This is a genomic window from Neobacillus cucumis (genome assembly GCF_016908975.1).
GTDB lineage: Bacteria > Bacillota > Bacilli > Bacillales > Cytobacillaceae > Neobacillus > Neobacillus cucumis.
In genome coordinates, this window is the sequence record NZ_JAFBEX010000001.1 from 346077 (window position 1) to 370128 (window position 24052).

The window sequence follows — 24052 nt, forward strand, 5'->3', positions numbered from 1 at the left end:
TTGGTTTTTAAAGACTTGATTTATAATTGACTTACAAGCTCATTCATGGTGTTTAACTTAGAAGAAAGATCAATAAACCATTCTTCATCCCCTGTAGCTAAAGCCAAGTCAATTAGAAATTGAATTTGGGCCTTGTTGTTTACTTTAGATTTAGGAAGTTTCTTAACACTTCCACTTAAAATGGGTACTGTTTTTCCAATAATCTCGTGATTGTCACTGGTAACGACCGTTACTTTCACCACTTCGTAAACATCCAGCGAGTCAATATAACCTATGATTAATTCCCCGTCCCGTAATGTTCCCTTAACCCAATCACCTGTTTTTAATAACATTCTGTTCACCTTCTTAACTATATAGTCATCAGAAATTCATATCGAATCAAACTGTAATTTTTTTTATTACAATTTGATTAAAAAGAAATGTGCGACCAAATATCGCTATTCCTCTTGATTAATAAGATCGATTACTTCTTTTAGTGTATAGTCCTTTAAATATTCACACAAATGTTCTTCCGCACCTAAGAAAACCGAAAATAAGACTCTTTGCATATTGGCACCTACAATACATCGCTGATTTGAATCAGGACACTTAGGCTGCAGTGCACCTTCAGAGGTTATTTTATAAATATCCTTGAGATTTACTTCATCTAGCTCCAGTGCAAAAATAAATCCTCCGCCTGTTCCTTCTTTAGATTTGATAAATCCATGCTTTTTTAACAAACTTAGCACTTTACGAATCCGCACAGGGTGTACACAGGCGCTCGCTGAAATGGCATCACTGGTTGACATCCGGTCGGGCTGCAGCGCAAGAAAAGTTAAACTATGAATGGCTAGTGTAAAATCACTATTCATGGCCTGCCCTCCTTAAAATTTTTAAACTGCTAATCACTATTTCATCTATTATTAGCATCATTAATCATGTTTTTTAACGCACTGTAATACTAAACGTTACAGATTAACAAGTCAAGTAATTAAACACCAGTGCTCTCGTGCACAGTCATATTCGTTCTATTAGCTATTCCATTGTTTTTTTACTTGTTCTTCAGCTATCCTCTTAATGTAATCCCAAGTCATTTCTTTTTCCACGATGACATTGGTATGATACTTACGATCTTTATAATTAACGGTAACGAAAACTTCAATCATCTGTTTTACCTCCTTGTTCAATTGGCCATTTTTTGCATTTCAGAGTTCAAAAATGTGCGAAGCTTACGAGGTAAAAAACTGCGGATTTCCTCGTCATTATATCCAACCTGTAATCTTTTTTCGTCCAAGATAATTGGGCGGCGCAACATTTTTGGGTGTTCCTTGATTAATTGATAGAATTCATTGAGCGGAAGAGATTCAATATTAATATTTAATTCCTGAAATGTCTTCGAATTCGTTGAAATAATTTCACTTGTCCCTTCTTCTGTTAATCGAAGAATTGATTTTATTTCATCGACGGTAAGCGGGTTGGCTAATATATTTCTTTCAATATAGGCAATTTGATGTTCTTCAAACCATGCTTTCGCTTTTCGGCAAGAGCCACAGCTTGGGGTTGTATAAAGAGTCACCATAATTTAACACACTCCTTAAGATTGAAATGGAAATTCAAATCATTTAAAATGTAATAAAAAAACTTACAGTTCAACGACAAAAACACTTTTTTATTACTATATTTAATTCTGCAAATACTACGTATTATTTATGTTGTACTGTAATAATAATATTTACAGTTAGTAAAGTCAACTGTTTTTTTCTTTTTGGACTTAACAGCAATAATCATAAGGATGGAGCGGTGGCTTTGCAGGAAATACCCAGTTTGGTTTGTAATGTGGGCCTTTCCAATGCCATGCACCCAATGCAGCTGCACAGGCATCGATCCAATGACTTGGCTCCTCGCACATATCAGGAAGTTCCATTAAATTTTGGTGACCAAGCCAGTTCCAAATAAACCTTCGTACAGACAAATCTTGTTTGTAGGTTAATACATTGGCAAAATCACTTTTAGAGAGTCTAGATCCAATAACAGCCCCTGGATGAACTTCAACGATGGATACAGGATAAGGAACATTTAGATTCTCGATTTCTCTGGTTAGCTTTATTCCTCTTAGTGTTAAATAGACCATTTTATTTAGAGTTGGGGGCATAATCGATCCCGGCTTCATCCCTAATCCAACAATAAACTTTCTCAGCTCCCTATCACCTTGCCGGTCCCCTCCTCCATCTTCATAAGATAAAGGGGCATCCATGCCGACCACGACTTCTCCTAAATGAGCTTGTTCTGTTACTTCATTTAAAATATCCTGATCGCTTATATTATTTTTCCATTTAACAAACTTCAATTGATTTTCTTGTTTTTCAAATACAGTAAGTACTGTATCTCTATGATTATTTGGACCTGATAAATCAATGCCCATGATTCTCATATCTAATCACCCATTTCTATAGATCTATTCCAAAAGCTCTTATCTTCTGGAAAAATTTTATTTACTTTTCATAGATTCATTTTATATTTTAACCGTAAATGGATAAAGAAGGGATTGTTATTTTCTTCATTTTAAAGGAGTGATTTAAAATGAATCAATCAATTGCACTTCTCGGAAAAATCACATCAATTCTTGCAGGAATTCTTCTCATTATTGCCCATACACTGAATCTTTTGGCGGGCCACTTTGGCTCAACTTCTGGGAGTCTTCTTACATTCCTGGCACATTTGATTCTTATCTTCGTATTTTTTTGTTTATATATTTATCAAGGGGAAACCAGTGGAGTGATTGGATTTTTAGCTATGTTACTTGGAAACATTGGCAATATCATCGTCACAGCCATTGTTTATGTTGAAATGGCTGAGGCCTCAACTGAAAAAGCAAGCTTCGTCTTCACCACAGCCGTTAATGAACCCATCCATACGTTCGGCCCTCTTTTGTTTGTAATTGGAATGATTCTTTTAGCAGTTTCGATTATTCGCGTAAAAGTACTACCCACTTTTTCAGGCTATTTACTGCTCATTGGGACGATTGTGTTTGCAGCAGCCAGTGTAGCAGGTGATTATCAAACAATCATTGAGGTCATGGGGGCCGTTTTTACAGGGACTGGCTTGATAGTTGCCGGAATAAAGGTCAAATCATAGATTAATAGGATTCTTAATAAATAGCATAAGAAATGACGTGTGCATTGGCACACGTCATTTCTTTTCAAAAAGATGAAGAATTTCAAATGTAAGATAAACTAATCATTTATGTACTCAGCGTTAGATTTCCTTAGATGACAGTGGTAAAAACAGCTTAATCCCCCGTTTATTAAAGGGCAGTATTTTTAAATCCGCTATGAGGTGACTGATGTAACCTCCAATACATGTATAAGAAACACCCTGGATTTCAAGTGAAGCCTCTAAATTAGAAGCAATAATTCCAAAGAAAACAATACCTAAGATTGAATGGGTATAGCTGCGGTGAGACGTAAAAGAAGCAATTACAATATAGATTCCTAGTAGAATTAACCATAGTTCCCCTAAAGAGAAACCTCCCACTATGACCGCAATTCCAGTAATGGTTAACATATGTTTTTGCTTAATTAAGGATGAAACCACTACAATCAAAAATCCGATTCCGACTCCCAGCCATCTCTCTTCTACTGCTTTCTCCATAAAACTATATAAAATCAGCATCAATCCAATTATCAGAGCAGATAGCCGAATCACCTTATGGGACAAAGTAATTTTTCCGCGAAGCTTCCCGTCAATATCTAAATCAGGCATTAATCCCGAGACTCCTCCTAATCCGATAAACAAGAGGGTCACGGACGGAGAGGTTTGAAATGAATTAGCAATAATAAATCCTGTTGCCGACCCAATTACTGCATGTGATGTACCATTCAATGTAATTCCACCTTAAAAAAATGTAGTAAAACAAAACAGACATTAACTATTGTATACCAAAACATCTGTTCTGTTTAGTCATTTTTAATAGACCTTAGATTAGAAATTTGAATGAATGGCGCATATCCCAACTTATTCGATTTCAATTAATTACTTTAACACACTTTTTGTAACCTCAAATGGTCTGCAATGAGTGCTATAAATTCAGCATTAGTTGGTCTTCCTTTTAATGGGCTGACCGTGTTGCCGAAAACAAAATTTAATTGCTCAAGATTCCCTCTATTCCACCCGACTTCTATTGAATGTCTTATGGCTCTTTCCACGCGACTTGGGGTTGTATGGAATTTGCTTGCAATGGAAGGATAAATTACTTTTGTTACACCATTTATTAACTCGAGATTTTGAAAAACGATTTGAATCGCTTCTCTCAAAAATAGATACCCTTTTAAATTCGCTGGAATTCCCATTGAACGCAGAATGTTAGAAATCTTTATTTCTAAATTATTATCTAATTTCGATTGCTTCTGTTCCATTGATTGGTCTTTTTTAAAATAACCATGTTGAGGATAAATAGTTCTTATCGCATCTGATAACTGATCCAGTTCAAATGGCTTCAATAAAAAATAGGATGCGCCTAAACTATTAGCCTTTTGAATAATATCCTCTCTCCCCATTGCAGTTAACATTAACACCTTTGTATCTATTTTATCTAGGTTAATTTGCTCCATTAAAGAAAGTCCATCCGAATGGGGCATGATTAAATCTAATATGACCACATCGGGATGTTCGTTTTTCACTAACTTTATTCCTTCAAATCCATTATGGGCAGTTCCGACGATCTCCATGTCATCCAAAGTGGATAGGTGTTCTTTAATTAACTCAGTTAGTTGAACATTATCATCAATTACTGCTACATTTATCATCTCTCTTGTTCCCCCAAATAAATATTCTTCGACATTCATTATTTTTGACAATTTCATATATAAAAACAAGGAAAATATTCCAACAGGATTTTTACTTTTGAACATATATTAATAATAAATTGATGTTTGGTGTCGATATGTAAGAAATACTGTAAATAGAAAGGAACTTTCTTACTAGTTAATATGTAACATGAATTCATTAAAGTCTGGTATGTTTCAGCGCTTTTGTGTTTCCTATTTCATCTAGGATTGCTGAAAATACTTTCTTTATAATTGAATCGCTTGCATTCCATTGTTATCCACAATTGGCTAAAAGAAAATATACAATCTGAATGCAAAGCCTTTTACTTTTAAATGAGTTTCCTTTATGATAATTAGCGTTCTAATATTTAGTAACTCGAAATATAAGGGAGGGGAAATAAATGTGGATTCGGCTCATTCCCATTGTATTATTTAGTGTAACAGCCTTATCATTACTGACCTATCAATCATTTGAAATTGTGCATGCTTTTTTTGATTTCTTTTCTAACGACTCTAACAATTTGGATGCATAATATTAACCTTATATAATACAACCCCTTCTCGAGCGAGAAGGGGTTTAGTATTGTGTTAGAGAAGCCCACTCACTTATAAATTGAGTTAATACACTGTAAATCTTCAACAATAAATATTTCAAACGATTTATGAAACGGTAAACTTATGTTAAGAATTGGAAAATCATATTCTTTTTTACTTGAAAGCTTGTATTATAGGACTGTACTACAAAATGCAAGCATTCAAGGAGGAATAAAAATGAAAACTTTCAAAAAATGGTTATTTACTTTGATGTCAGCATTGTTGTTACTTGGAGCCGTTACTGCATGCTCGAGTACTAGTTCAAAAACGGATGATTCAAACACCCAGCAAACCGATGATGGTTCGCAAACAGACGATAGTTCTCAAAGTGGAGATGGAAGTTCTGGTCAATAGGGATCAAAATGATAAATGAACGATACGGCTTTTGCCATCTTGTTTAGTGAAGATTCTATAAGGCTCTATCTCCAACAGGAGTAGGGCCTTTTTTATTTAAAGAAAACTTTACTGTTTTTTAATCTAAACTCAAAAATTAAAGACTAGAATTATGCAAAGAATCCGATGAAATAACCCCAAAAATAAGGCAAGTAAAATAGTATTCATAAAGGAAGGATGATATTAATGTATATTTCCTATAGAAACTATGAAGGCGGTATTAATAATTTGGTGATAGTAGAAAGCAATGGAGTGGTTACCTCAAGTTTAAAAGATAAGGAAACAGCCGTAAGAACCCATAAAAGAAAATTAAAACGATTAAAGGCTAAACAAAAGTGACAACCGCAAAAAGAAGCGGCATTTTCCAAGCGAGATTTCAAAATAACTAGGACAGTCGTTAAACAATCAATATGAGCTAAATCCTGTTGAGTTATGGTCGTTAAGTTATAGCGTCAACACGATGCCCTTTTTTTTAAACAAATAAGCGATTAAGAGTATATCTGTAAAATAGGGAAGGCGGATAGCCCTCTGCTGCGAGGGCTATCCGCCTTCCCTATTTGTTATCGTTTTTCAATATAGTTTACAACATCACCGACTGTTTGAAGAGTCGCTGCCACTTTATCACTAATTTCGATTGCGAATTCATCTTCAATTTCCATTGTCAGGTTCACCATATCTAACGAATCAGCATCGAAATCCTCTTTGAATGAAGCATCTGGTCTGATATTCTCCATTTTGACACCAAGTCTGTCTGCAATTAAAGGCTTTAATTTTTCATATGTAGTCATTGGGGCATCCTCCTAGCTATATCATAACCATCATTATAGCAACCTAATTCAAAAGGTAAAACATGCAAGTATTACCAGTTCGAACGAAAATTTATAAAATAGAGGTTTATTCTACACTATCGTCTAATTATACTTTATACAAGCTCTCTCATTCTGAGTAGAATAAACAAAAAACTGCAGATATTTGCTTCTACAGTTTTTAGCGCAAAATATTATATACACACTCACATGTGTTGGGTGTATAGCTGGCTTCTTTTAATCCTTTTTCAAAATATCCTCAAATACCTCTTGTGCAGCCCTTTCCCCAGACTCAACTGCACCATTTAAATAGCCTGGATATTTAATGGATGTGTGTTCACCCGCAAAGAAAATATTTCCTTCCCTTTGTTCCAAAACACCAGCAAATTTGGTATGTTGTCCCACCTTCAAATAGGAATAGGAGCCTTTGGTCCATAAATTGCTAAGCCAGTGATCGACCGTGGCTAGTCCATTCCAATTGCTTATACTTCCTGGCAAAACGAGGTTTAACTTGTCCAAAAATTTTTTAGTCATTTCCTCTATTTTGTCATTTGTTAACACCAACAGTTTGGCAGCCGTTTCTCCTCCTGTAAAGTTAGCCAGAATTCCTGATTTACCTTGTTGGGCTCGTGATGACTCGAATGTCTGCTGATAGCCCGCATCTGCAAACGTGTCACCGTTATTTCCAAGCTCATGCCAAAATCGGCTGACGAATTGGACATGCAGCTTTGTATTGACTCCCATACCTAGCTCTTCAATCGCCATTTTTTTTAACGGGCAGAAGCTTGCACTCTCATAATCTATCGTTCTTAAAATACTAATAGGTATTGCGAGAATGACTTTGTCCGCAAAAACCTCCCATTCCTTTTCATCATTTTGAAAAACAAGCCGTATTTCATTTTGGCCATCATGTTCAATCTTTTTAAGCCTGGAATTAAGTCTAATTTGACCATTAAGATTCTGTGCCAAAATGTTCGGGAGCTGATCATTTCCACCCCTAATATGAAGGCATTCATCTGAGTCTCCGTAAATTTGAAATTGTTCCCTTTGAGCAAAACCTAATAAATAAAGTAGATTTAAGGCACTTTGCTTACTGGCATCAGCGCCATTTTCAATCGTATAGGCCAATGCTAATAATTTACCAAATCTCGAATGAATGCCTCCTGGGACGATTTCATTGATATAGTCAACAATGGACATATGGTCTAACTCAAATCCCCGCTCTGTATAACAATGATAAAGTGTCGTTTCACCTGCTTCTTTTAGATCCTTTTGAAGTTTGGGATAGATTTTTCTAAAATCCTCTGTCACTTCTTGAAAGGAATAATCGGCCCCATCAATAAAATAAAATGGTTTGGTACCTCTAGGTTCTGCCATGGTTAAATGATCTAATTCTAGTCCGAGCTCTTTGGCCAAACCCTGAATCTCTATATGACATGTATCAATGAATTCACCACCGCGCTCGACAATCTGCCCTTCATTAAAAATACCCCTTCTTGTCCAACACCGTCCCCCAATCCGGTCCGCGGCTTCATAAATAGTAGAGGTGATTCCACCCTGCCTCAGCCGATAAGCACAAGTAAGTCCCGCCAAACCTGCTCCGACAATAACAATTCTTGAAGCCTTTTTTACATCGCCATGGAATTTAGATGACGGTTGTCTTTCCTTTTCAATAGAAACAAGTTCTATTTGAGGACTATTGCCTTCCGGTTGAGCAGCTTGTCCACTAAAATTTTGTTTTTTCCATTCTGTTCCTGCCAATACAAATGATTTCTGCAGGATACTTGCTAATGGTGTTCGTGCCAAGAAACCAGCTCCTTTATGCAAAAAATAAACCATGCTTATTTATTGAAAAACCTATCGTGCGATAGTAATTGTTCTTTCAATAAAATATGCATGGTTTCTTTTATTTGCTATAGGAGAGGGGCCGATTTAACATCCTTTAAACTCCGATTGCATCTTACTGCTTTCTGCTTTTCTGTAAATATAACACCAGCTCTGTGCGGTTTTTGAGCTCAAACTTGTCGAGAATCCTGGAAATATAGTTTTTGACCGTACCTTCCGTTAAAAATAACACACTCCCAATCTGTTTATTACTTTTTCCTTGCATAATCAGTTCCACGACTTCGATTTCCCTCGGTGTCAACGTATTGCTCAATTGATCTTTTATGCTGTTTTGATTACTAGATGTCTGTTCCATGGAGTGGAGTACTTTGGAAATTTTTGAGCTGACTTGCGAATTTAACAACATACTGCCCTCACAAGCCGACTTGATTGCTTTGATAATCTCCTTGGAGCTGGAGTCCTTGAGAACATAGCCATCCGCACCATATTTAAGTCCATTGAATATATACTCATCTTCATTAAAGGTAGTTAGAATAATGACTTTTAAACTCGGATAAGTTTCCTTCACGATCTTTAACGTCTCGATGCCATCCATCACTGGCATCCGAATATCCATGAGAATAATATCAGGCAGCTTATTCTCCAATAATGCAAGCAATTCTTCCCCGTTCGAGGCTTCTCCTACTATTTCAATTTCTTCGTGTAGGCTCAAAATCATCTTTAAACCTTCTCTAACCATCTCCTGGTCATCGACAATCATGATTTCTGTCATTTCATTCGCTCCACCTTTCTATCATTGTTATCTTTTAAGCAGGTATTTCCGCAAGCATTTTAAATCCTCGCCCTTTTTCCGAATAAAAACTCACTGTCCCATTCAGTAAACCAATGCGATCTTCAATTCCTTGCAGACCATTAGATTTTTTGATTTGACCGCAGCCTTCGCCGTTGTCTTCCACAGCAACTCTTATCTTTTCACCACTTTTAGTAATGTCGACTAGAAACTGTTGGGCCTTGCCGTGCTTCAAACCGTTGGTGACCGCTTCCCGAACTGAATTATAAATACAATTTTTCATATCCTGACTGCTAGTCTCTACCTCTTCATCAAAATTCAGCGTAAACTTTAGCTTTCCTGAGGTTTCCAAGCTCTCTATCATATCATTCAGTAATTCCCCAAGCTCAATTTGGCTGCTTACCGATTGATCTTTCAAAATGGCTACTGCCTTCCTGAGTTCATTAATCGATTTTCGTGAAAACTCATGGGCTTTCGCAATGGATTCCCCAGCTTTCTGAGAGTTCACCTCCATCATATTTTCCGCAAACTCCAAATGCATGCGCAGGGCAATCAGAGAATGTCCAATGGAGTCATGCATTTCCTGTGCAATTCTTGTTCTTTCTTTTACAATCGTAATTTCTTTCAGTTTGGCATGCGCCTCCACCAATTCAGCATTTAACAGTTGTCCTTTTTCTCTCTCCAAACTGACGGCCCGAAATAAATAGACCAACATGAATATCGCAATGTAGGAGATTAATGAAGTTTGGACATCCGCTTTCGCCGCTATCATTCCGGCCAAATAAACCAATACGTGAATTGATACAATACCTTTCGGGATCGACCCGCCGGATAAAAATATCTCTGCAAGAGGAAAAACATAATAAACACTCGTTGCAGCATTATCAAACATCACCATATAGATACCGATCAGGGCAATGTTCACTAGCATGGAGACCGTATAAAGAAGACGATTTCGATTCCATAAGCGATAGCGGGTTCTGAAAAAATCATTCGCTTGCATCAACAAAATACCCGTTATCCACGCCGCTTTCATTTCAACTGAAAGGCCATCCCGAGTCACAATATCATAAAAAATGGATAAGATAAGCACTGTTTTAAAGGCCCAAAGCATCTTCCCAGACTTACTGTTAAGCATCCTCTCTCCTCCAAAATTTTCTATATAAAACTATTATACTATTTCATTTACTTGAAAGGACATAACCCATCGTCATATCAAAATGATGACTAAAGTCATATAGCAATTGTTGACGAAGGTGACTACATCGGAGGTGGTCAGCACCCTTATAATCAAGGTGTGATAAGGAAATCAAGACCAATTTTAAATAAACCCACTTAAAAAGGAGAATGAAAAATGAACGGATCAGGAATTTATGGATTGATGTTTTTGATTGTAGGTTTAGTGGATTGGAGTCGTATAAGTGCGATGGTTCGACCAATTCAAGGATCAGGAATCAAAATATTACTCCCAATTATCTATATATCTCCCGTATTAACTCTGTTTTCAGAACTGCCTGTGCAATTGAAAGCATGGGAGATTGTTATTGCAGCTCTATTCGGGGTATTACTTTCAATTCCGCTTATGTTTACTACAAAATATGAAATTCGCCAAGACGGACAGATTTATGCACAGAAAAATAAAAGCTTTTTTATTGCATTAATTGCTATTGCAGCTATTCGTATCGTGTTAAGACAGTTTTTTTTCGATATTGACCCAACAAGTTTAAGTATGCTTTTCTTTACAGTTGCCTTTAGCTACGTTGTACCTTGGAGGATTGTTTCCTTTGCAAAATTTCGAAAGGTAAAAATGTCACAAACCTTGGATGATGTGCTTCCATCCGTTAAAGCCTAAATTCTAATCCTTGAAGTAGCCATTTTTATTATTTATATATTCTAAATTAAAGGGACTGTATGTAATGAATTCTTCGGTACAAACTCAACTTGCCTCATCCTCAGGCTTGAAGAACTTGTTAGAACGCCGACCATTGCTTTCATTCTTTGTCATGTCATATGCTTTTTCATGGATAACACTCATTCCTTATATCTTATCCCAGTGAAATATCTTTCCCAATACACAAGCATTTTCGGTTTTCTTTGCTCTTAATTCGTTTGCCGGGCCGTTATTAGCATCGTATATCATGCACAAAACGATAGGAGGAAAAGAGGCCTGGCTAGATATAAGAAAAAGCTTGAAAGAAATCAAAGCTGGCTTAAAATGGTATCTATTCATTCTTATTGGCGTTCCTGCTGTGATGTTTTTAGGGATCATCGCCTTAAACGGTGGAACACTGCCGAGCTTTCATGGGCTAATATCTTCTTTCTTTATTGGATATCTAATCCAATTTGTTATTATTTTCCTTTTTTGTGGGCCATTGTCTGAGGAACTAGGGTGGCGCGGTTTCGCCTTAACGCGAATGCAATCAAGATTTGGAGCATTGAAAGCATCTCTATTGATGGGAGTATTGTGGGCCTTATGGCATTTGCCGCATTTTATAACAAATACTCAAAGGGGAGGACCAGGGACCAGTTCATCTATTTTTTATATCAATTTACCGATTTTCATTGTGTTGTGTATAGCGATTTCTATCATTTTTACCTGGGTTTACAATCATACGCAGGGCAGCCTATTTTTTGCTACCCTGCTGCACACCAGCATCAATGGTCTTAGCATAATCCAATCACATCTTTCAGGACCAAATTTGACTACCACGGATTTACCGTTCCTTATAGGATTTTGGGGTCTAGCTTTACTCATTCTTATTACTACTAGTGGTCAGCTTGGATACAACTCCAGTTCAAAATAATATAAATGGAAAGATCCATTTGCCCTTTATGATAATTTGCTAATTTTTTTTAAAAATAGGCTCTGTTATTTTTCATTGTTGATGTTCGTGTAGGTATGAAAGTTAATAGACGGAGAATTTCCGGCTAATGTATATGGAAATAGCTAAGAAAGCAGATAAAGCGGAGATTTTCCGCTTAACTGCTCAAAATAAGACGAAATCCAAAGATTTGGAGAATATAAACGGAAAAACTCCCTTTATTTTTAGGGAAATATGGATATTTCCCAATTTAAACGGAATTTTACCGTTTATTTTTCAAACACAGTGAAATCAACATTCCGTAATAACAGAGACATCCATGCAAACAAAATTTGCTAGTGGTGGCGAGTTTATCATTTATACCCTTTTCATCCAGATATTCAAGATAATCACTTTTTAATATTTCAGTTTGATATGCGCTCTTAATAAATTGATCAAACTTTCTATCGTACTGTGAATATCCAGGAGCCCAATTATAGTATTCTATATTTTCATGTTCAAAGTAGGGTATAAAATCTAACAACTTATTATATTCCATCATCTAGCTCTCCCGTATTGTATATTATTTAATTGATTTGTGAGATAATGAAGTTGCTACCAGTCAATATCTTCTGGATACTCTACAATCTAACCTGATCATTTGAGCTAACCCAGATATTCCTATAATATTATGCCTAAAATTTATAGTTTCAAAAACCCATAAGCCTCGATTCACCAACTACTTACTTACTTTTTTGATATTGAAATTTTTAAAATTTTCCAACTACATTCTGATGAATTACAAATATTTTAAAGGAGAAAATCATATGGGGAAAAGGAAGAAATCTAAGCAAAAGAATAAAGAGAACTTTGGTAGTGCCGAATTTTATTGTTCTAAATGTAATCACAAATTTGAAGTCGACTGGGAGACGATATGGGATATACAAGAGTGTACACATGGATATGTAGGCTACCATCTCAATGACACATTTATAAGTTGTGAAAAATGTGGTGAAATTTGTAGTGATGAAAAAAGTGTCCCAAATTCAAGATCTGCAGAGTTTATTTTAGATGACAATCTACCCTTTTAAGAAAAAGGGGGTAGAATCTCTTGTTGCCACAAAAAGAAACAAGAGAACCGCCTACCCTTTGCTTTCAATTTTCTAAAGTAAGCATCTATACAGACCTTGGAACATCTAATATTGAGGCTCCCTCATATGGCACGATATCTTTTATAACACATAAATGGTACATTATTTCTTTAAGAGGTTTACCAAATTTCTTTTCTACCTTTTCCTGATATTCCTGATTTGACAATAATATCCCTCCAAAATTCTTGGTAATTTATAAATATGTAAGGTTTTTTCCCATACATAATTCTTCCCTTTCCTGTGTTTTTAATATTTTAAATCCAAACCTTTTATAAAATTCTGTTAACCGTTTTATATACTTTTTTCTTTCAAGACCTCCAATATTACTTTCAAGTGGTGCAGGTTTTAGTGCTAAATATTCTGCTCCTATATACGACCAATATTTCAAAAATTCTTCCATTGCAATCGATCCCCAACCCTGCATCTGAAATTTTTCATCAATCTTAAGAGTATTTAAAATAATTATTAGACCATAAATTTCTTCCGTCTCTCTAAACCCAGTAAGAACATCTAGTACTTCATAGGCATCTCCTGATAAACCATCACCACTAAAAACAACATCCAACCAATCATTAAAATGATAAGTATTATATAACAGAAAACTAGCATGACCTATATTAATATGGTCTTCGGTTTCTATATTTAATAGATTTAGGTCCGCCCTATAATCAATAAAGTTTAGATCCTCATCAAAATCTGACCTATAACTAACATTTAGGAACCAATCACTCATCTTCATCACCCATATTATTTTTATTCATTTTGTTACACTTCGAATCCTCTTCTTCTTTGTTATAAAAAAGTATCAAAATTATTCACAATTGAAAGCAACTTATAATGTTAACATGTTCAGATAATAAGCCTACTCTTGCTCTAACTAACCTAAACAAGAGTAGGCTTTATATTTTTTAAAATAGTATTCCTGTTTCCCTCAATATTCCTGATTAAAATACCTCATTTAAAAGCCTTATAACTATTCTTCAATAGGCACCATGAAATCATATTCAGGCACTCCATATTTAGAAAACATCTTTTCCCTATATTCATCAAATGATAGATAAAAATTTTCAGGAGGATTACCTAATAATATTTTAAATACTCCGTTTTCATATGAAACTAAGTAGCTCTTCTTTTGATCTACAATGCCATCCATGAAAGATGCTTTATACTCTTCTATTTGCGCATCTGACAAACGTCCATTCAACATCATTTTTTTACGACTTCCGTTTTTATCTGTCAAAATAAAAACCCCGTGTCCATCATTCTTTTCTTCCTTGTATTCAACATCATTTGCCTTATAGGATTCAATCGTTTTGGTGTAATAATAACCACACCTCAGGCAAAAAGTGTATTTCTCATCTGTTTTGTAATAATAATCTTCAATTGCCGAACGTCCGCAACATGGGCATTTTAGTGCATACATATTAGATGCCACGAATTAATTCTCTCCTTTAATATTATGAACTCTTGTAATAAACTCGACTTGATTGTTACTTATTGGAAGTAATTTGAATGTAAAACGAAGTTAAAAAGTGAAAGTAAAAGGTAACAGAAGATTGTTGAAGAAAATAGAAGTCTATTCTAGATGTGATAGAAAAAAGGTTATGTTAATCGAAGAATTTGAGGATGAAACTACTTTCAGTTTACAGCAAATCCCTTGGTTTTCAATAAATACCCTTGACAACAATGTGACAATTCTTTTGCTTAACAAAAAAGAAGCAAGAGAACCGTCCCCTTGCTTCCTCTATACAAAGGCTTGTTTTAGTTGTTTTCTTGCCCGATATAGCCGGGTTTTGACAGTTGTCGATTTCAAATCGAGCAAGCGGGCGATTTCGTTTTCCTTTAAACCATATTTCACTTTGAGGACCAGCACTTCTTGAAATTCCTTAGATAAACTTTTCATTGACCGGTCCACATCTTTTTGAAACAGGCGTATAGCGACCGCTTCCTCAGTGTTCACCCAATTTATATGATGGCTCATTGTTGGTTCCATTTGGATAGAGCCAAGTAGCAGACATCTACATCTTTTTTCTGATCTTAAAAAGTCAATTGCAGTCCTGGCTGTAATGGTAGACAGCCAGGCACCTATTTTTTTCGTATCTTCGATTGTATCTATTTTTTTAAATGCTTTTATAAATGTTTCCTGAACGATATCCTCGGCCCATAGCCTGTCATGTGTGTACTTAAAAGCAATATACAGCAGACGGTTTGCGTACTTATTATAAACTTGATTAAAATCAATCGTACTCATTTATCGGCTCCCCTATTTAAAATGATCCTTTATAAAATCAGGAGCATGCTTTTCATCAAAAAACAAGACTTCATAATAATGGCCAGTGCGGAAATAAAAGACTGCAGTGTAATCGTTATTGGAATCCGTGCTTGTGTTATTTAGCATTCGTTCAATTTGCCCCTTATTGGTTACATCCAAGGTATCTGTGCTTTTTTCTATGTCCGTTTTCACTTTTTCAATATCTTCTAGATTTTTGATTCCACCTTTGGCTACAAGTACATGAGTAACATCATCTGAATTTGGCGTTGCGTCTTTCAGTAATTCCTTTTGCTTTAGCCATTCAGTCAAATTTTGATAGTTAGGCTTAAATTCCAAGCTCAGAGAGTAGTCATTGCCTAGATAGACTTCAATATTTGAGCCCTTGAAGTAACGGCTATCTTCATATGATTCTGCCAGTATATCTTTCTTTAAAGCCTCTATCACTTCTTTTATATCCTTTGAATTAGACAAGGTGACTCCGTTTGAAACTGGTCCTGATCCAATGGTCAGAGTTTTAATCTTATTTTCCTTTAATTTAAAAACCTCATTAGCGGAAAGCTTATATTCCTTTGATTCATAGATTGGTTTGAAAAAATCCTCATACAGACGTTCATTTACACTGTATTCCCTTGTCACTTTGCTTCCATTTTTTAATTCATATTGGACATAGTAATTCACTGATTGGGAGTTTTCCTTCTGCTGATTGATATTTTTATCAGTGAGAAGTTGCTGATGAAGTCTGCGAACGGCCTCTATATTTGCTTTTTCCTTCATCGGCAATGGCGTATAGTATTCTCCATAAATATCACCATTTGGATTAAAAACAAATTGATTGGAAAAAATGACGTTTTTGATTTGTGCTTCTTCAGGAACTTTATTTTCATAGATTCCTAGAATGTGAACTCCTATAACAACGACGGCGGTTATCGCTAAATAAACAATTAATCCTTTTATTCGTCCAAAAACCCTCCACGTTTTTCTTAAAATCATTTCAGCTCCTAAATAGCCTATCACAGCCCCGATGACATAACCGAAAATGGTCCAGCTAAAACTTCTATAGGAAACTTCTTGAAAGTACGAACCACCCAGAAGCATCATACAAAAGGTAACCCCATATTTAAAAACAGAATGTATTTTTGGAAAGGCAATCGCTTCTGAGGCTGCTTCTAGGTTTCTTTTTTTATAGAAAAATAGTGAAACTCCATAGAGCACTATGGTGAAGATTATGTAAACCATTGCATCATTCCATTGAAACTTCCTGCTGTCGAGGACAGCCGCATACGTAATGGGAGACAATTTTTCCAGCTGTCGATTGAGAAAATAATCACTTGGAAATCCATAGAGTACTATTTTTAAATTAAAAAACAACAACATCGTCATCCCGATTGGGAAAAAGAGAAAAACATAGCCTAGAACAACCTGGATGATTGACATTCCTGTCATCATGGCAATAAAAACAGTGGCTGAGTATAAAAGCAACGTGATTACTAAAGTTGTACCAGCCCAGTAGAAAATATCCTTAACATTAAATAAGTTACTGAAGTCCAAGGTGTTATGTATAAGTAGGATGAGAAACGTAATTAAAGCTACTGGTAAGATTAAAAAGACCATCCCGGTTAAAGCATAATGATGAAAAATCCTTCTCCTTTTAAGCGGAATGCTGTGCATAAGGTCTGCTGCTTGCTTCACATGAAGAAAGCGAAACAAGAATACCGCCAGGATGACAGGGACAATCACCATTAGCCCAATTTGAAAGGTAAAATTAATGAGAAAAAGATTGTTAGGTTCTGGATAATAACTTTTAGTCTTATCAGAATAGATCATTAATAGCTGAATTGGCAGAATAAATAACAAGCCTAAAAAATAAACAATCGAAACCCAGCCAGTACTTCGCCCAATTTGGAGCAGCACTTCTTTATTAAACCAAGACGTTCTTGATGGCATAGCCGATATCCCCCATTTCATATATAAAGATCTCCTCAAGAGTTAGAGGCAGCAGGTCAAAAATAACAGGGGTTGTTTGGAGAATTTGTTTCTCTATTTTTTCCCCATCACCTCTGACAATGAAAAGGAACACACTTCCTCTTTTTTCTGTATGAAGTGGATTAAGATTTAATAGCAGCTTGTCTGGAGGAGTTCCATTTTTATAGGCAACCTGTATTTTATGAATATCTGCTTTCAGATCATCCAATTCTTTTTCGATTAAGAGAGAGCCTTTATGGATAATCCCGATATGATCGCAAATGTCTTCAATTTCACGAAGATTATGTGATGATATCAAAATGGTCATTTCTCTTTCGGCGACATCATGAATTAACAAATTTTTCACCTTTTTCCGGACAACAGGGTCAAGACCATCCAATGGCTCATCCAAAAGGAGGATCTCCGGGTTGGCGGAAAGGGCAAGAATGAAGGCAATCTGTCTTTGCCACCCCTTTGAGAAGGTATGAATTTTTTTATTCACATTCAACTCAAATAGCTCCGCCAGCTTTTGAAACCGCTCTTCCTCCCAGGTTGGGTAGCAGCTTTTATAGAAACGGGCCATTTGCTTTGTTGTATACTGCGAGAAGAAATAGGGATAATCCGGTATGTAAAAGATCTTTTGCTTTAAACTGATATTTTCAAATACACTTTCCTTATTAATGGTTACTTCTCCACAATCCTGGCGATATATTCCTGCTAACAGTTTAATTAATGTGGTTTTCCCAGCGCCATTCGATCCGATCAGACCTAAAATGGAGCCTTTGTTAATGGATATATTGACATTTTCTAGTGCGGTAAAACGGTTAAATTTCTTGCTAACACCTTTCATTTCAATCATTGCCTTCGCCTCCCCCTTTTGCATTATCAAGGTCTTGAATTATTTTGATGATGTCACTAGCTGAGATGCCCAGATACAAAGCTTCCAAGACTAGTTTTTCAAGATCCTTTTGTACAGCCTCTATTTTCTCTACATCCTTTATTTGATTGTTTGGATTGACGAAGCTGCCTTTTCCTTTAATGGAGTAGATAAATCCTTGGATTTCTAATTCGCGATAAGCCTTTTGAATCGTATTCGGATTGATTGTTAGTTCTGTTGCTAATGTTCTTACTGATGGCAGCTGTTCATCTGTTTTTAATATTTCATTCATGATAAGCTCCTTCATTTTATCCACCAACTGTTCATATATCGGCTTGCGGCTCCTTATGTCTAGCTCAAACATGGCGGGGTGCCCCCAATCTGTACTAAGTGTACTATTATCCGCAGTACAGTTTGATTATATTCCAATACTTTCCAAAAAGGAAGATTTTTTTTCAATTTTTTCAAAAATCTATAAAGAGAATCTCGTAATTCACTTTCATACTCGGATTCTATATATACCTGTCACATGGTCCTTTTCACAAGAAAAAGGTCTAAAATCCCTTTTGTCCAAAACTCTTCCATTTCTTTTGAATATAGTAAAGTAGATTCTATTAATGGGAGGAGGGTGGGAACTATAACGTCTTTAAAACCTGTAAAATATTTGGAGACCCTATCTGGAGACGCTGCACATTTATTTTTATTTAATGATGGAAATCGTTATGTGGTAAAATGTAAAAACAATTTTCACGGAACTAGGGAGCTAGTCAACGAATTCGTTGTCGCCAGATTAGGGCAGCTGCTTTCTCTACCTGTCGTACCATTTGAAATTGTCCAAATGTCCAAGGGGCAGATTCAGACTATCCCGAAGAAGTTTTCTTCCTATTACAAATCAGGCAGCCAGTTTGCTAGTCTATTTTTAGAAAATTGCATCGGCCTATCTAAGGAACCTCCTCATCCGACTAAAGATGAAGTCAACAATCACGAGGTATTGGCCGGAATTTTCGTCTTCGACCATTGGGTGCATAACCGCGATCGGACAAAAAGGAACATTCTTTTGGAGCAGCTTCCGGGGGGCAAATATAATATTCATATGATTGATCACGGAAAATGTTTTTCGGGAGGATACAAATGGAATGAGGCAACGTTGCAAAAGAATAAAAAATTTAAGAAAGATTCGATCGTTCATATTTGGGCAGCAGGGCTGCAGGAAGATTTAACGATCGTCTCTTCATATATTGAACAAATCTTGGCTTTGCCAGAAGAGTCAATCAAAGAAGTAATCATGGAAATTCCCGAGGACTGGGACGTATCGCTCCAAGACAGAGAAGCGCTAATTACCTATCTCAAAGAACAGAAAAAAACATTTGCCGATTCGGTATATAAGTTTATAAGGAAATTTGGGAATGTCTGAAAATTAATTGATTGCCTAAATATATTTAGTCACAGAAACTCTATACATCCCGAGTGTATGTGGCAACATATGAGGTGCTGGTGATTAGTCCCCTTTTTTTGTTTATCTAAAGCCTTGTTTCTTCTTGGCAACGGAAACCTTTCGTTGAGAAAATTTCCCGATAGCCATCCATGAATCGCTAAAAACTAAAAAAATCGCAGCCTATTTATGGCTATCTTGCTATACACCAGCATCAATGCTCTTATTCAGATAGGCTCTTTAACTGGTTTGGATGAAAATGAAACAAGAAAGCCGATTCTTCTGTTAAAGTTATAAACAATAATATAAATTCTATTAAGAAGCAGGTGTTTAATTTTGTCCTCTGAAAAAGAAGTAAGGCTTTATTTTGTACGGCATGGGGAAACCCAATATAATGTAGAAAAACGTATGCAGGGATTTTGTGATTCTCCACTTACAGATAATGGGATTGCACAGGCTAAATCTGTAGGAATGGGGTTGTCTGATATAGAATTTAAAGCTGTATACGCCAGTGAAAGTCAGCGAGTAATCGATACTGCTAATCATGCTATTGGCCATCGAAAAATTCCTATCATCACTGATCCGCGTCTAAAGGAAATGAACTTTGGAGCTCTAGAATCATTACTAGAATCGGAAATTATCGCAAAATATGGGAATATACTCGATAAATTATTTAAGCACAAAGATTTAAATATGTCAGCACCAGAAGGAGAATCATATATCCAGCTTTTTTCACGAACAAAGGCTGTTATTAATGACATAATTCAAAAGCATAAATATGATGGTGGAAATATTCTCGTATTCTCCCACGGGGTAACCATCGCCAACTACTTAAAGCAATTATTGCAAGCGAGCCATTATACTCACCATGATAATTGCAGTATCACTATCGTTAAATATTTTGAAGATAGTTTTCATGTTGAGAGTATTGCTGACACAACATTTAGAGATAAGCACTATCTAAAAAAATAAATTGCAACGGCATTTCACGTTCTACTTTTAAACGCCGATTTGCCCATCACTAAAAAAGAGCACCCCCATGGATGCTCCTTTTTTAATGGTATAAAACCAAATCCTGTTCATTAGCGGTGTATACACCACGATCAAAACGAACAAGCACTAAACCAGTTTTCAAATAACAAGGCTGAATTACCACTCCGATGTTTCCATCAAAACGACCCTTTCTAATGACTTTATCATGTGTATGAAATTTCATTGATAGCCCTCCCTGATTTAGCAGATTGATTTGTGTATTGGTCCTAATTTAACTATCTAAAATTAAACAAAGCGTAAATCCATCCCAAGTTTTTGATTTCCTCCTTCCTATGAATCGACTATACAGCTTTGCCATCCTTCTGTTAACTCTTTCGTAAGAATTCCTAACATGGTTTTCAAGACCGGAGTTAAACTTCAAAATTGTTATTATTCAAAAAATTTTCAATTATTTTTTTAAAATCATACTTGACTCATCGGAATAGTAAAGTATATTATTAATTTAATAACATATCGATAGGCCGATTGGACCACCAAAGGCACCTACTCCACCACGGGATAGGTGTCTATTTTTTTAAGGCAATATCTGAAAATTCAATAAATTATTTATATGATACTAAATTGGAGTTGTTTTTATGAAAATAAAAAGTTATCGGATCGCAATGCGATCAATTTTAATTAGCTATCTACTTATCCTTGTCATATTGCCCATATCTGCAGTTTACGAAAATGGTTTTTCACTTGGATGGGGTCCCTTTTGGAAAACAGTTTCTGGCCCTATTGCCTGGAGTGCCATTCTCTTAACCTTTAAACTTAGTATTTTAACTACCTTAATCCAAGCTGTCATTGGAACATTTATTGCTTTTGTACTGGTTCGCTATCAATTCTTAGGTAAGAGTTTGTTAAACAGTTTCGTAGATCTTCCATTCTCCCTGCCAACTGCTGTTTCAGGTTTAATGCTGCTTACACTTTTGGGACCGCTGAGTCCTATTGGAAAATGGCTGCAAGGAATTGGGGTTGATTTGCTCTATAATCAAGCGGCCATAGTGATTGGAATGGTTTTTATTACCTTTCCATTCGTTATCCGTACGGTACAACCGATGATTGAACAAATTGACCCATATGAAGAACAGGTAAGCTACACCTTAGGGGCAGGGAAAGTCTTTACTTTCTTCAAAATACTCCTTCCATCTGTTGTACCTGGAATACTTGCAGGAAGCATGCTGACCTTTTCCCGTGCACTTTCTGAATTTGGAGCTATTTCACTAATCTCCGGTAATCTTCCGGGAAAAACACAAGTTGCCTCTGTCTTTATATACGGTGAAATTGAAAACTTTAATACACAAGGGGCGGCTGCCGTGTCCATTGTTCTTGTCACTTTTTCTCTCATCATTTTATTACTTGTTAACATTTTTCAAAAAAGGAGGGGCATCCAAGTATGAGAAGAGTCTATATTGCCATCACAGTCCTATTGTTTGCGCTCATACTCATCCTTCCATTTTCAAGTATTGTCATGAGTGTTTTTCAAAAGGGAGTGGGTCCTTTTTTCGAAGCAATTAAGAGACCTGAGGCCCTACATGCCTTTAAAGTGAGTCTCATTATCGTCCTATTTGTAGTTGTTCTAAATACGTTAATTGGTGTTTGGCTTTCTCTTGAAATTACTCGTGGCACTTGGAAATCCAAATGGGTCCGTCCGATCATAAACGTCATAATTGACCTACCTTTTTCAGTTTCGCCCGTTATCGGAGGCTTAATGATCATTCTCCTATTTGGTCCTAACACCATATTAGGAACGTTCTTTGAGAATGCAGGAATAAAAATCACCTATGCCCTGCCAGGCATGATAATGGCAACGGTTTTTGTAACCTTCCCACTGATGATTCGAGAAATTGTACCTGTATTAACAGAGCTAGGAATTAGTTCTGAGGAGGCTTCAGCGACATTAGGAGCAGGTTCGATTCGTACCTTTTTCCAAGTTACTTGGCCATCCATTTGCTGGTCCGTTTATAACGGTTTAGTTCTGACAATCGCTCGGTCCGTGGGTGAATTTGGTGCGGTGTTAGTGGTATCTGGGAATATTATCAATCAAACTCAAACGGCAACCACTTTAGTTTATCAAGATTCTGTAGATAACAATGTTATCGCTGCAAACAGTGTAGCTTTGCTGCTTGGACTCTTTTCGGTTGCGGTACTGCTCTTTTTGGAATGGATGAAAAGAAGAAAGGAAGATAAAATTCATGCACATTGAGGTTAAAAACTTAGAGAAAAGTTTTGGCAAATTTCAAGCCATTCATAATACTAGTTTTCAAATTGAGAAAGGCCAGCTGGTCGGATTACTGGGACCTAGCGGCGGTGGAAAGACTTCCCTTTTACGCATGCTTGCCGGACTTGAGCAGCCAAATTCAGGGGAAATCTATTTTAATGGTAAATTAGCGAACTCTTTATCCGTTCAAGATAGAGGGATTGGATTTGTTTTTCAAAACTACGCCTTGTTTAAGCATATGACCGTATTTGATAACATCGCTTACGGCTTGAAGGTAAAAAAGCAAAAGCGCGAAGCCATTAAGGAAAGAGTCTCTTACCTGCTCAAATTGATGGAGCTTGAAGGTAAAGAAAACAAATTTCCCCATCAGCTTTCAGGCGGACAAAGACAACGGGTGGCGTTTGCTCGAGCACTTGCTCCCGAGCCTCAGCTCCTTTTACTAGACGAACCGTTTGCGGCAATCGATGCAAAAATCCGTAAAGAGCTGCGTATTTGGCTGCGAAACCTAATTAACGAATTCGGTATCACGACTATCTTTGTTACACATGACCAAGATGAAGCAGTTGAAGTGGCTGATCAGATTCTTATTGTTCAAAAGGGAACCATTGAACAGCAAGGAACTCCATGGGACATTTACAACAAGCCAGCATCATCTTTTGTCGCTTCTTTTATTGGTGAATCTAACAAACTAGATGTTCCAGTTTCTCTTACTGGATTTCCAGAATTGGCGGATTATCCAAATTCAAATTCTGATATACAGGTGCTGATTCGACCAGAATGGATTGAAGTACGTCCTGAGAATACTTCCCATCTTAAAAGCGCTGGTCAAGAAGGAACGGTTAAGCACGTACACTTTCGCGGTGACTCTTGGTTCATAGAAATAGAGATTACGGAAGGTCTAAAGGTATTTGCTTACCAAGCAATTAATCAAGAAGTGTTTCAACCTGGTGACAAGGTTAACTTACTAATTCACAAGCTTTCGGTATTTACACCTACAGAAACTAGAGTGTTGGAGAATCGTGCTAAAATCGATCCAATGCCTGTTTTTATATAACAAATAGAAGGGGA

30 protein-coding genes and 1 pseudogene are annotated in these 24052 nt (G+C 36.3%); 12 read left to right on the forward strand and 19 right to left on the reverse strand.

The genetic code is table 11. The annotated features are described in order from the left end of the window. Positions 1-20 precede the first annotated feature (20 nt). The 5 genes from JOC76_RS01595 to JOC76_RS01615 all read right to left on the reverse strand — a co-directional run bounded on the left by JOC76_RS01595 (position 21) and on the right by JOC76_RS01615 (position 2410). Positions 21-332, reverse strand: a complete 312-nt coding sequence (locus JOC76_RS01595) for an IDEAL domain-containing protein (protein WP_205175537.1) — start codon at positions 330-332, stop codon at positions 21-23. Between the two features lie 105 nt (positions 333-437). Then, complete coding sequence (locus tag JOC76_RS01600; protein ID WP_205175539.1) at positions 438-851, reverse strand: RrF2 family transcriptional regulator; 414 nt, start codon at positions 849-851, stop codon at positions 438-440. A 159-nt stretch (positions 852-1010) separates the two neighbouring features. Beyond that, positions 1011-1145 carry a BA3454 family stress response protein gene (locus JOC76_RS01605; protein WP_205175541.1) on the reverse strand — a complete coding sequence of 45 codons (135 nt, stop codon included), beginning with the start codon at positions 1143-1145 and terminating at the stop codon, positions 1011-1013. Between the two features lie 17 nt (positions 1146-1162). Further along, the gene (spxA, locus tag JOC76_RS01610; protein ID WP_205175543.1) at positions 1163-1558 is read right to left on the reverse strand and encodes a transcriptional regulator SpxA; all 396 of its coding nucleotides are present in this window, start codon (positions 1556-1558) and stop codon (positions 1163-1165) included. Between the two features lie 192 nt (positions 1559-1750). Beyond that, a complete protein-coding gene (locus JOC76_RS01615; RefSeq protein WP_205175545.1) occupies positions 1751-2410 on the reverse strand; it encodes a DUF429 domain-containing protein in 660 nt (219 codons plus the stop codon). A 149-nt stretch (positions 2411-2559) separates the two neighbouring features. On the opposite strand from JOC76_RS01615, the gene JOC76_RS01620 reads away from it, so the two are divergent. Further along, on the forward strand, positions 2560-3114 hold the full coding sequence (locus JOC76_RS01620; RefSeq protein ID WP_205175547.1) for a hypothetical protein: 555 nt from the start codon (positions 2560-2562) through the stop codon (positions 3112-3114). A gap of 120 nt (positions 3115-3234) precedes the next feature. On the opposite strand, the gene JOC76_RS01625 is transcribed toward JOC76_RS01620, so the two are convergent. Both JOC76_RS01625 and spo0A read right to left on the reverse strand, forming a co-directional pair. After that, a complete protein-coding gene (locus tag JOC76_RS01625; RefSeq protein WP_205175549.1) occupies positions 3235-3861 on the reverse strand; it encodes a metal-dependent hydrolase in 627 nt (208 codons plus the stop codon). A gap of 155 nt (positions 3862-4016) precedes the next feature. Continuing rightward, entirely contained in the window at positions 4017-4784 is a 768-nt protein-coding gene (gene spo0A, locus JOC76_RS01630) for a sporulation transcription factor Spo0A (protein ID WP_239557471.1), read from the reverse strand. A gap of 422 nt (positions 4785-5206) precedes the next feature. Here spo0A and JOC76_RS30370 point away from each other — a divergent pair, with 422 nt between their 5' ends. The 3 genes from JOC76_RS30370 to JOC76_RS01640 all read left to right on the forward strand — a co-directional run bounded on the left by JOC76_RS30370 (position 5207) and on the right by JOC76_RS01640 (position 6131). Beyond that, on the forward strand, positions 5207-5338 hold the full coding sequence (locus JOC76_RS30370) for a hypothetical protein (protein WP_275591314.1): 132 nt from the start codon (positions 5207-5209) through the stop codon (positions 5336-5338). Between the two features lie 271 nt (positions 5339-5609). Continuing rightward, positions 5610-5753 carry a hypothetical protein gene (locus JOC76_RS01635; protein WP_205175553.1) on the forward strand — a complete coding sequence of 48 codons (144 nt, stop codon included), beginning with the start codon at positions 5610-5612 and terminating at the stop codon, positions 5751-5753. 225 nt (positions 5754-5978) lie between these two features. Next, positions 5979-6131 carry a hypothetical protein gene (locus JOC76_RS01640; protein WP_205175555.1) on the forward strand — a complete coding sequence of 51 codons (153 nt, stop codon included), beginning with the start codon at positions 5979-5981 and terminating at the stop codon, positions 6129-6131. A gap of 221 nt (positions 6132-6352) precedes the next feature. Here JOC76_RS01640 and acpP read toward each other — a convergent pair whose 3' ends face one another. The 4 genes from acpP to JOC76_RS01660 form a co-directional block, all read right to left on the reverse strand. Further along, the gene (gene acpP / locus JOC76_RS01645) at positions 6353-6580 is read right to left on the reverse strand and encodes an acyl carrier protein (protein WP_205175557.1); all 228 of its coding nucleotides are present in this window, start codon (positions 6578-6580) and stop codon (positions 6353-6355) included. Between the two features lie 255 nt (positions 6581-6835). Next, positions 6836-8404, reverse strand: a complete 1569-nt coding sequence (locus JOC76_RS01650; protein ID WP_239557472.1) for a flavin monoamine oxidase family protein — start codon at positions 8402-8404, stop codon at positions 6836-6838. A gap of 154 nt (positions 8405-8558) precedes the next feature. Continuing rightward, positions 8559-9215: a response regulator transcription factor gene (locus JOC76_RS01655; protein WP_205175562.1), complete on the reverse strand. Its 657-nt coding sequence runs from the start codon at positions 9213-9215 to the stop codon at positions 8559-8561. 34 nt (positions 9216-9249) lie between these two features. After that, positions 9250-10371 carry a sensor histidine kinase gene (locus JOC76_RS01660; protein WP_205175563.1) on the reverse strand — a complete coding sequence of 374 codons (1122 nt, stop codon included), beginning with the start codon at positions 10369-10371 and terminating at the stop codon, positions 9250-9252. A gap of 216 nt (positions 10372-10587) precedes the next feature. Between JOC76_RS01660 and JOC76_RS01665 the strand changes: the two genes are divergently transcribed. The 3 genes and pseudogenes from JOC76_RS01665 (at position 10588) to JOC76_RS01675 (ending at position 13125) form a co-directional block, all read left to right on the forward strand. Further along, complete coding sequence (locus JOC76_RS01665; protein WP_205175564.1) at positions 10588-11085, forward strand: cytochrome c biogenesis protein CcdC; 498 nt, start codon at positions 10588-10590, stop codon at positions 11083-11085. Between the two features lie 64 nt (positions 11086-11149). Then, positions 11150-12037: pseudogene (locus tag JOC76_RS01670) on the forward strand (CPBP family intramembrane glutamic endopeptidase). Between the two features lie 824 nt (positions 12038-12861). Then, positions 12862-13125, forward strand: a complete 264-nt coding sequence (locus tag JOC76_RS01675; protein WP_205175565.1) for a hypothetical protein — start codon at positions 12862-12864, stop codon at positions 13123-13125. Positions 13126-13210: 85 nt separating this feature from the next. Here JOC76_RS01675 and JOC76_RS01680 read toward each other — a convergent pair whose 3' ends face one another. From JOC76_RS01680 to JOC76_RS01710, 7 genes are all read right to left on the reverse strand, one after another. After that, complete coding sequence (locus JOC76_RS01680; RefSeq protein WP_205175566.1) at positions 13211-13351, reverse strand: hypothetical protein; 141 nt, start codon at positions 13349-13351, stop codon at positions 13211-13213. 27 nt (positions 13352-13378) lie between these two features. Then, positions 13379-13918: a hypothetical protein gene (locus tag JOC76_RS01685; protein WP_205175567.1), complete on the reverse strand. Its 540-nt coding sequence runs from the start codon at positions 13916-13918 to the stop codon at positions 13379-13381. 240 nt (positions 13919-14158) lie between these two features. Next, on the reverse strand, positions 14159-14620 hold the full coding sequence (locus JOC76_RS01690; RefSeq protein ID WP_205175568.1) for a hypothetical protein: 462 nt from the start codon (positions 14618-14620) through the stop codon (positions 14159-14161). A gap of 309 nt (positions 14621-14929) precedes the next feature. Continuing rightward, positions 14930-15436, reverse strand: coding sequence for an RNA polymerase sigma factor (locus tag JOC76_RS01695; RefSeq protein ID WP_205175569.1), 507 nt, complete (start codon positions 15434-15436; stop codon positions 14930-14932). A gap of 12 nt (positions 15437-15448) precedes the next feature. After that, the gene (locus tag JOC76_RS01700) at positions 15449-17401 is read right to left on the reverse strand and encodes a DUF6449 domain-containing protein (protein WP_205175571.1); all 1953 of its coding nucleotides are present in this window, start codon (positions 17399-17401) and stop codon (positions 15449-15451) included. After that, positions 17376-18278: an ABC transporter ATP-binding protein gene (locus JOC76_RS01705; protein WP_205175573.1), complete on the reverse strand. Its 903-nt coding sequence runs from the start codon at positions 18276-18278 to the stop codon at positions 17376-17378. The genes JOC76_RS01700 and JOC76_RS01705 overlap by 26 nt, the downstream gene beginning before the upstream one ends. Continuing rightward, on the reverse strand, positions 18271-18660 hold the full coding sequence (locus JOC76_RS01710) for a GntR family transcriptional regulator (RefSeq protein ID WP_205175576.1): 390 nt from the start codon (positions 18658-18660) through the stop codon (positions 18271-18273). The genes JOC76_RS01705 and JOC76_RS01710 overlap by 8 nt, the downstream gene beginning before the upstream one ends. A 264-nt stretch (positions 18661-18924) precedes the next feature. Between JOC76_RS01710 and JOC76_RS01715 the strand changes: the two genes are divergently transcribed. Both JOC76_RS01715 and JOC76_RS01720 read left to right on the forward strand, forming a co-directional pair. Next, positions 18925-19710, forward strand: coding sequence for a HipA family kinase (locus JOC76_RS01715; protein ID WP_205175579.1), 786 nt, complete (start codon positions 18925-18927; stop codon positions 19708-19710). A 354-nt stretch (positions 19711-20064) separates the two neighbouring features. After that, positions 20065-20700, forward strand: coding sequence for a histidine phosphatase family protein (locus JOC76_RS01720; RefSeq protein WP_205175581.1), 636 nt, complete (start codon positions 20065-20067; stop codon positions 20698-20700). 82 nt (positions 20701-20782) lie between these two features. Here the strand turns inward: JOC76_RS01720 and JOC76_RS01725 are convergent, their stop codons facing one another. Then, complete coding sequence (locus JOC76_RS01725; RefSeq protein WP_205175583.1) at positions 20783-20944, reverse strand: hypothetical protein; 162 nt, start codon at positions 20942-20944, stop codon at positions 20783-20785. Positions 20945-21356: 412 nt separating this feature from the next. Here JOC76_RS01725 and cysT point away from each other — a divergent pair, with 412 nt between their 5' ends. Genes cysT through JOC76_RS01740 form a run of 3 tightly spaced genes read left to right on the forward strand, consistent with a single transcriptional unit; the run spans position 21357 to position 24038 of the window. After that, positions 21357-22163, forward strand: a complete 807-nt coding sequence (cysT, locus tag JOC76_RS01730) for a sulfate ABC transporter permease subunit CysT (RefSeq protein WP_205175585.1) — start codon at positions 21357-21359, stop codon at positions 22161-22163. Further along, on the forward strand, positions 22160-22969 hold the full coding sequence (locus JOC76_RS01735; protein WP_205175587.1) for a sulfate ABC transporter permease subunit: 810 nt from the start codon (positions 22160-22162) through the stop codon (positions 22967-22969). The genes cysT and JOC76_RS01735 overlap by 4 nt, the downstream gene beginning before the upstream one ends. Then, positions 22959-24038: a sulfate/molybdate ABC transporter ATP-binding protein gene (locus JOC76_RS01740; RefSeq protein WP_205175589.1), complete on the forward strand. Its 1080-nt coding sequence runs from the start codon at positions 22959-22961 to the stop codon at positions 24036-24038. The genes JOC76_RS01735 and JOC76_RS01740 overlap by 11 nt, the downstream gene beginning before the upstream one ends. The last annotated feature ends 14 nt before the right edge of the window (positions 24039-24052 follow it).

Bases quoted from the DNA above. Each gene is read 5' to 3' on its own strand.
- JOC76_RS01595 (WP_205175537.1), bottom strand. From the start codon at position 332: ATGTTATTAAAAACAGGTGATTGGGTTAAGGGAACATTACGGGACGGG.
- JOC76_RS01600 (WP_205175539.1), bottom strand. From the start codon at position 851: ATGAATAGTGATTTTACACTAGCCATTCATAGTTTAACTTTTCTTGCG.
- JOC76_RS01605 (WP_205175541.1), bottom strand. From the start codon at position 1,145: ATGATTGAAGTTTTCGTTACCGTTAATTATAAAGATCGTAAGTATCAT.
- spxA (WP_205175543.1), bottom strand. From the start codon at position 1,558: ATGGTGACTCTTTATACAACCCCAAGCTGTGGCTCTTGCCGAAAAGCG.
- JOC76_RS01615 (WP_205175545.1), bottom strand. From the start codon at position 2,410: ATGAGAATCATGGGCATTGATTTATCAGGTCCAAATAATCATAGAGAT.
- JOC76_RS01620 (WP_205175547.1), top strand. From the start codon at position 2,560: ATGAATCAATCAATTGCACTTCTCGGAAAAATCACATCAATTCTTGCA.
- spo0A (WP_239557471.1), bottom strand. From the start codon at position 4,784: ATGATAAATGTAGCAGTAATTGATGATAATGTTCAACTAACTGAGTTA.
- JOC76_RS30370 (WP_275591314.1), top strand. From the start codon at position 5,207: ATGTGGATTCGGCTCATTCCCATTGTATTATTTAGTGTAACAGCCTTA.
- JOC76_RS01635 (WP_205175553.1), top strand. From the start codon at position 5,610: ATGTCAGCATTGTTGTTACTTGGAGCCGTTACTGCATGCTCGAGTACT.
- JOC76_RS01640 (WP_205175555.1), top strand. From the start codon at position 5,979: ATGTATATTTCCTATAGAAACTATGAAGGCGGTATTAATAATTTGGTG.
- acpP (WP_205175557.1), bottom strand. From the start codon at position 6,580: ATGACTACATATGAAAAATTAAAGCCTTTAATTGCAGACAGACTTGGT.
- JOC76_RS01655 (WP_205175562.1), bottom strand. From the start codon at position 9,215: ATGACAGAAATCATGATTGTCGATGACCAGGAGATGGTTAGAGAAGGT.
- JOC76_RS01660 (WP_205175563.1), bottom strand. From the start codon at position 10,371: ATGCTTAACAGTAAGTCTGGGAAGATGCTTTGGGCCTTTAAAACAGTG.
- JOC76_RS01665 (WP_205175564.1), top strand. From the start codon at position 10,588: ATGAACGGATCAGGAATTTATGGATTGATGTTTTTGATTGTAGGTTTA.
- JOC76_RS01675 (WP_205175565.1), top strand. From the start codon at position 12,862: ATGGGGAAAAGGAAGAAATCTAAGCAAAAGAATAAAGAGAACTTTGGT.
- JOC76_RS01685 (WP_205175567.1), bottom strand. From the start codon at position 13,918: ATGAGTGATTGGTTCCTAAATGTTAGTTATAGGTCAGATTTTGATGAG.
- JOC76_RS01695 (WP_205175569.1), bottom strand. From the start codon at position 15,436: ATGAGTACGATTGATTTTAATCAAGTTTATAATAAGTACGCAAACCGT.
- JOC76_RS01700 (WP_205175571.1), bottom strand. From the start codon at position 17,401: ATGCCATCAAGAACGTCTTGGTTTAATAAAGAAGTGCTGCTCCAAATT.
- JOC76_RS01705 (WP_205175573.1), bottom strand. From the start codon at position 18,278: ATGATTGAAATGAAAGGTGTTAGCAAGAAATTTAACCGTTTTACCGCA.
- JOC76_RS01710 (WP_205175576.1), bottom strand. From the start codon at position 18,660: ATGTTTGAGCTAGACATAAGGAGCCGCAAGCCGATATATGAACAGTTG.
- JOC76_RS01725 (WP_205175583.1), bottom strand. From the start codon at position 20,944: ATGAAATTTCATACACATGATAAAGTCATTAGAAAGGGTCGTTTTGAT.
- cysT (WP_205175585.1), top strand. From the start codon at position 21,357: ATGAAAATAAAAAGTTATCGGATCGCAATGCGATCAATTTTAATTAGC.
- JOC76_RS01735 (WP_205175587.1), top strand. From the start codon at position 22,160: ATGAGAAGAGTCTATATTGCCATCACAGTCCTATTGTTTGCGCTCATA.
- JOC76_RS01740 (WP_205175589.1), top strand. From the start codon at position 22,959: ATGCACATTGAGGTTAAAAACTTAGAGAAAAGTTTTGGCAAATTTCAA.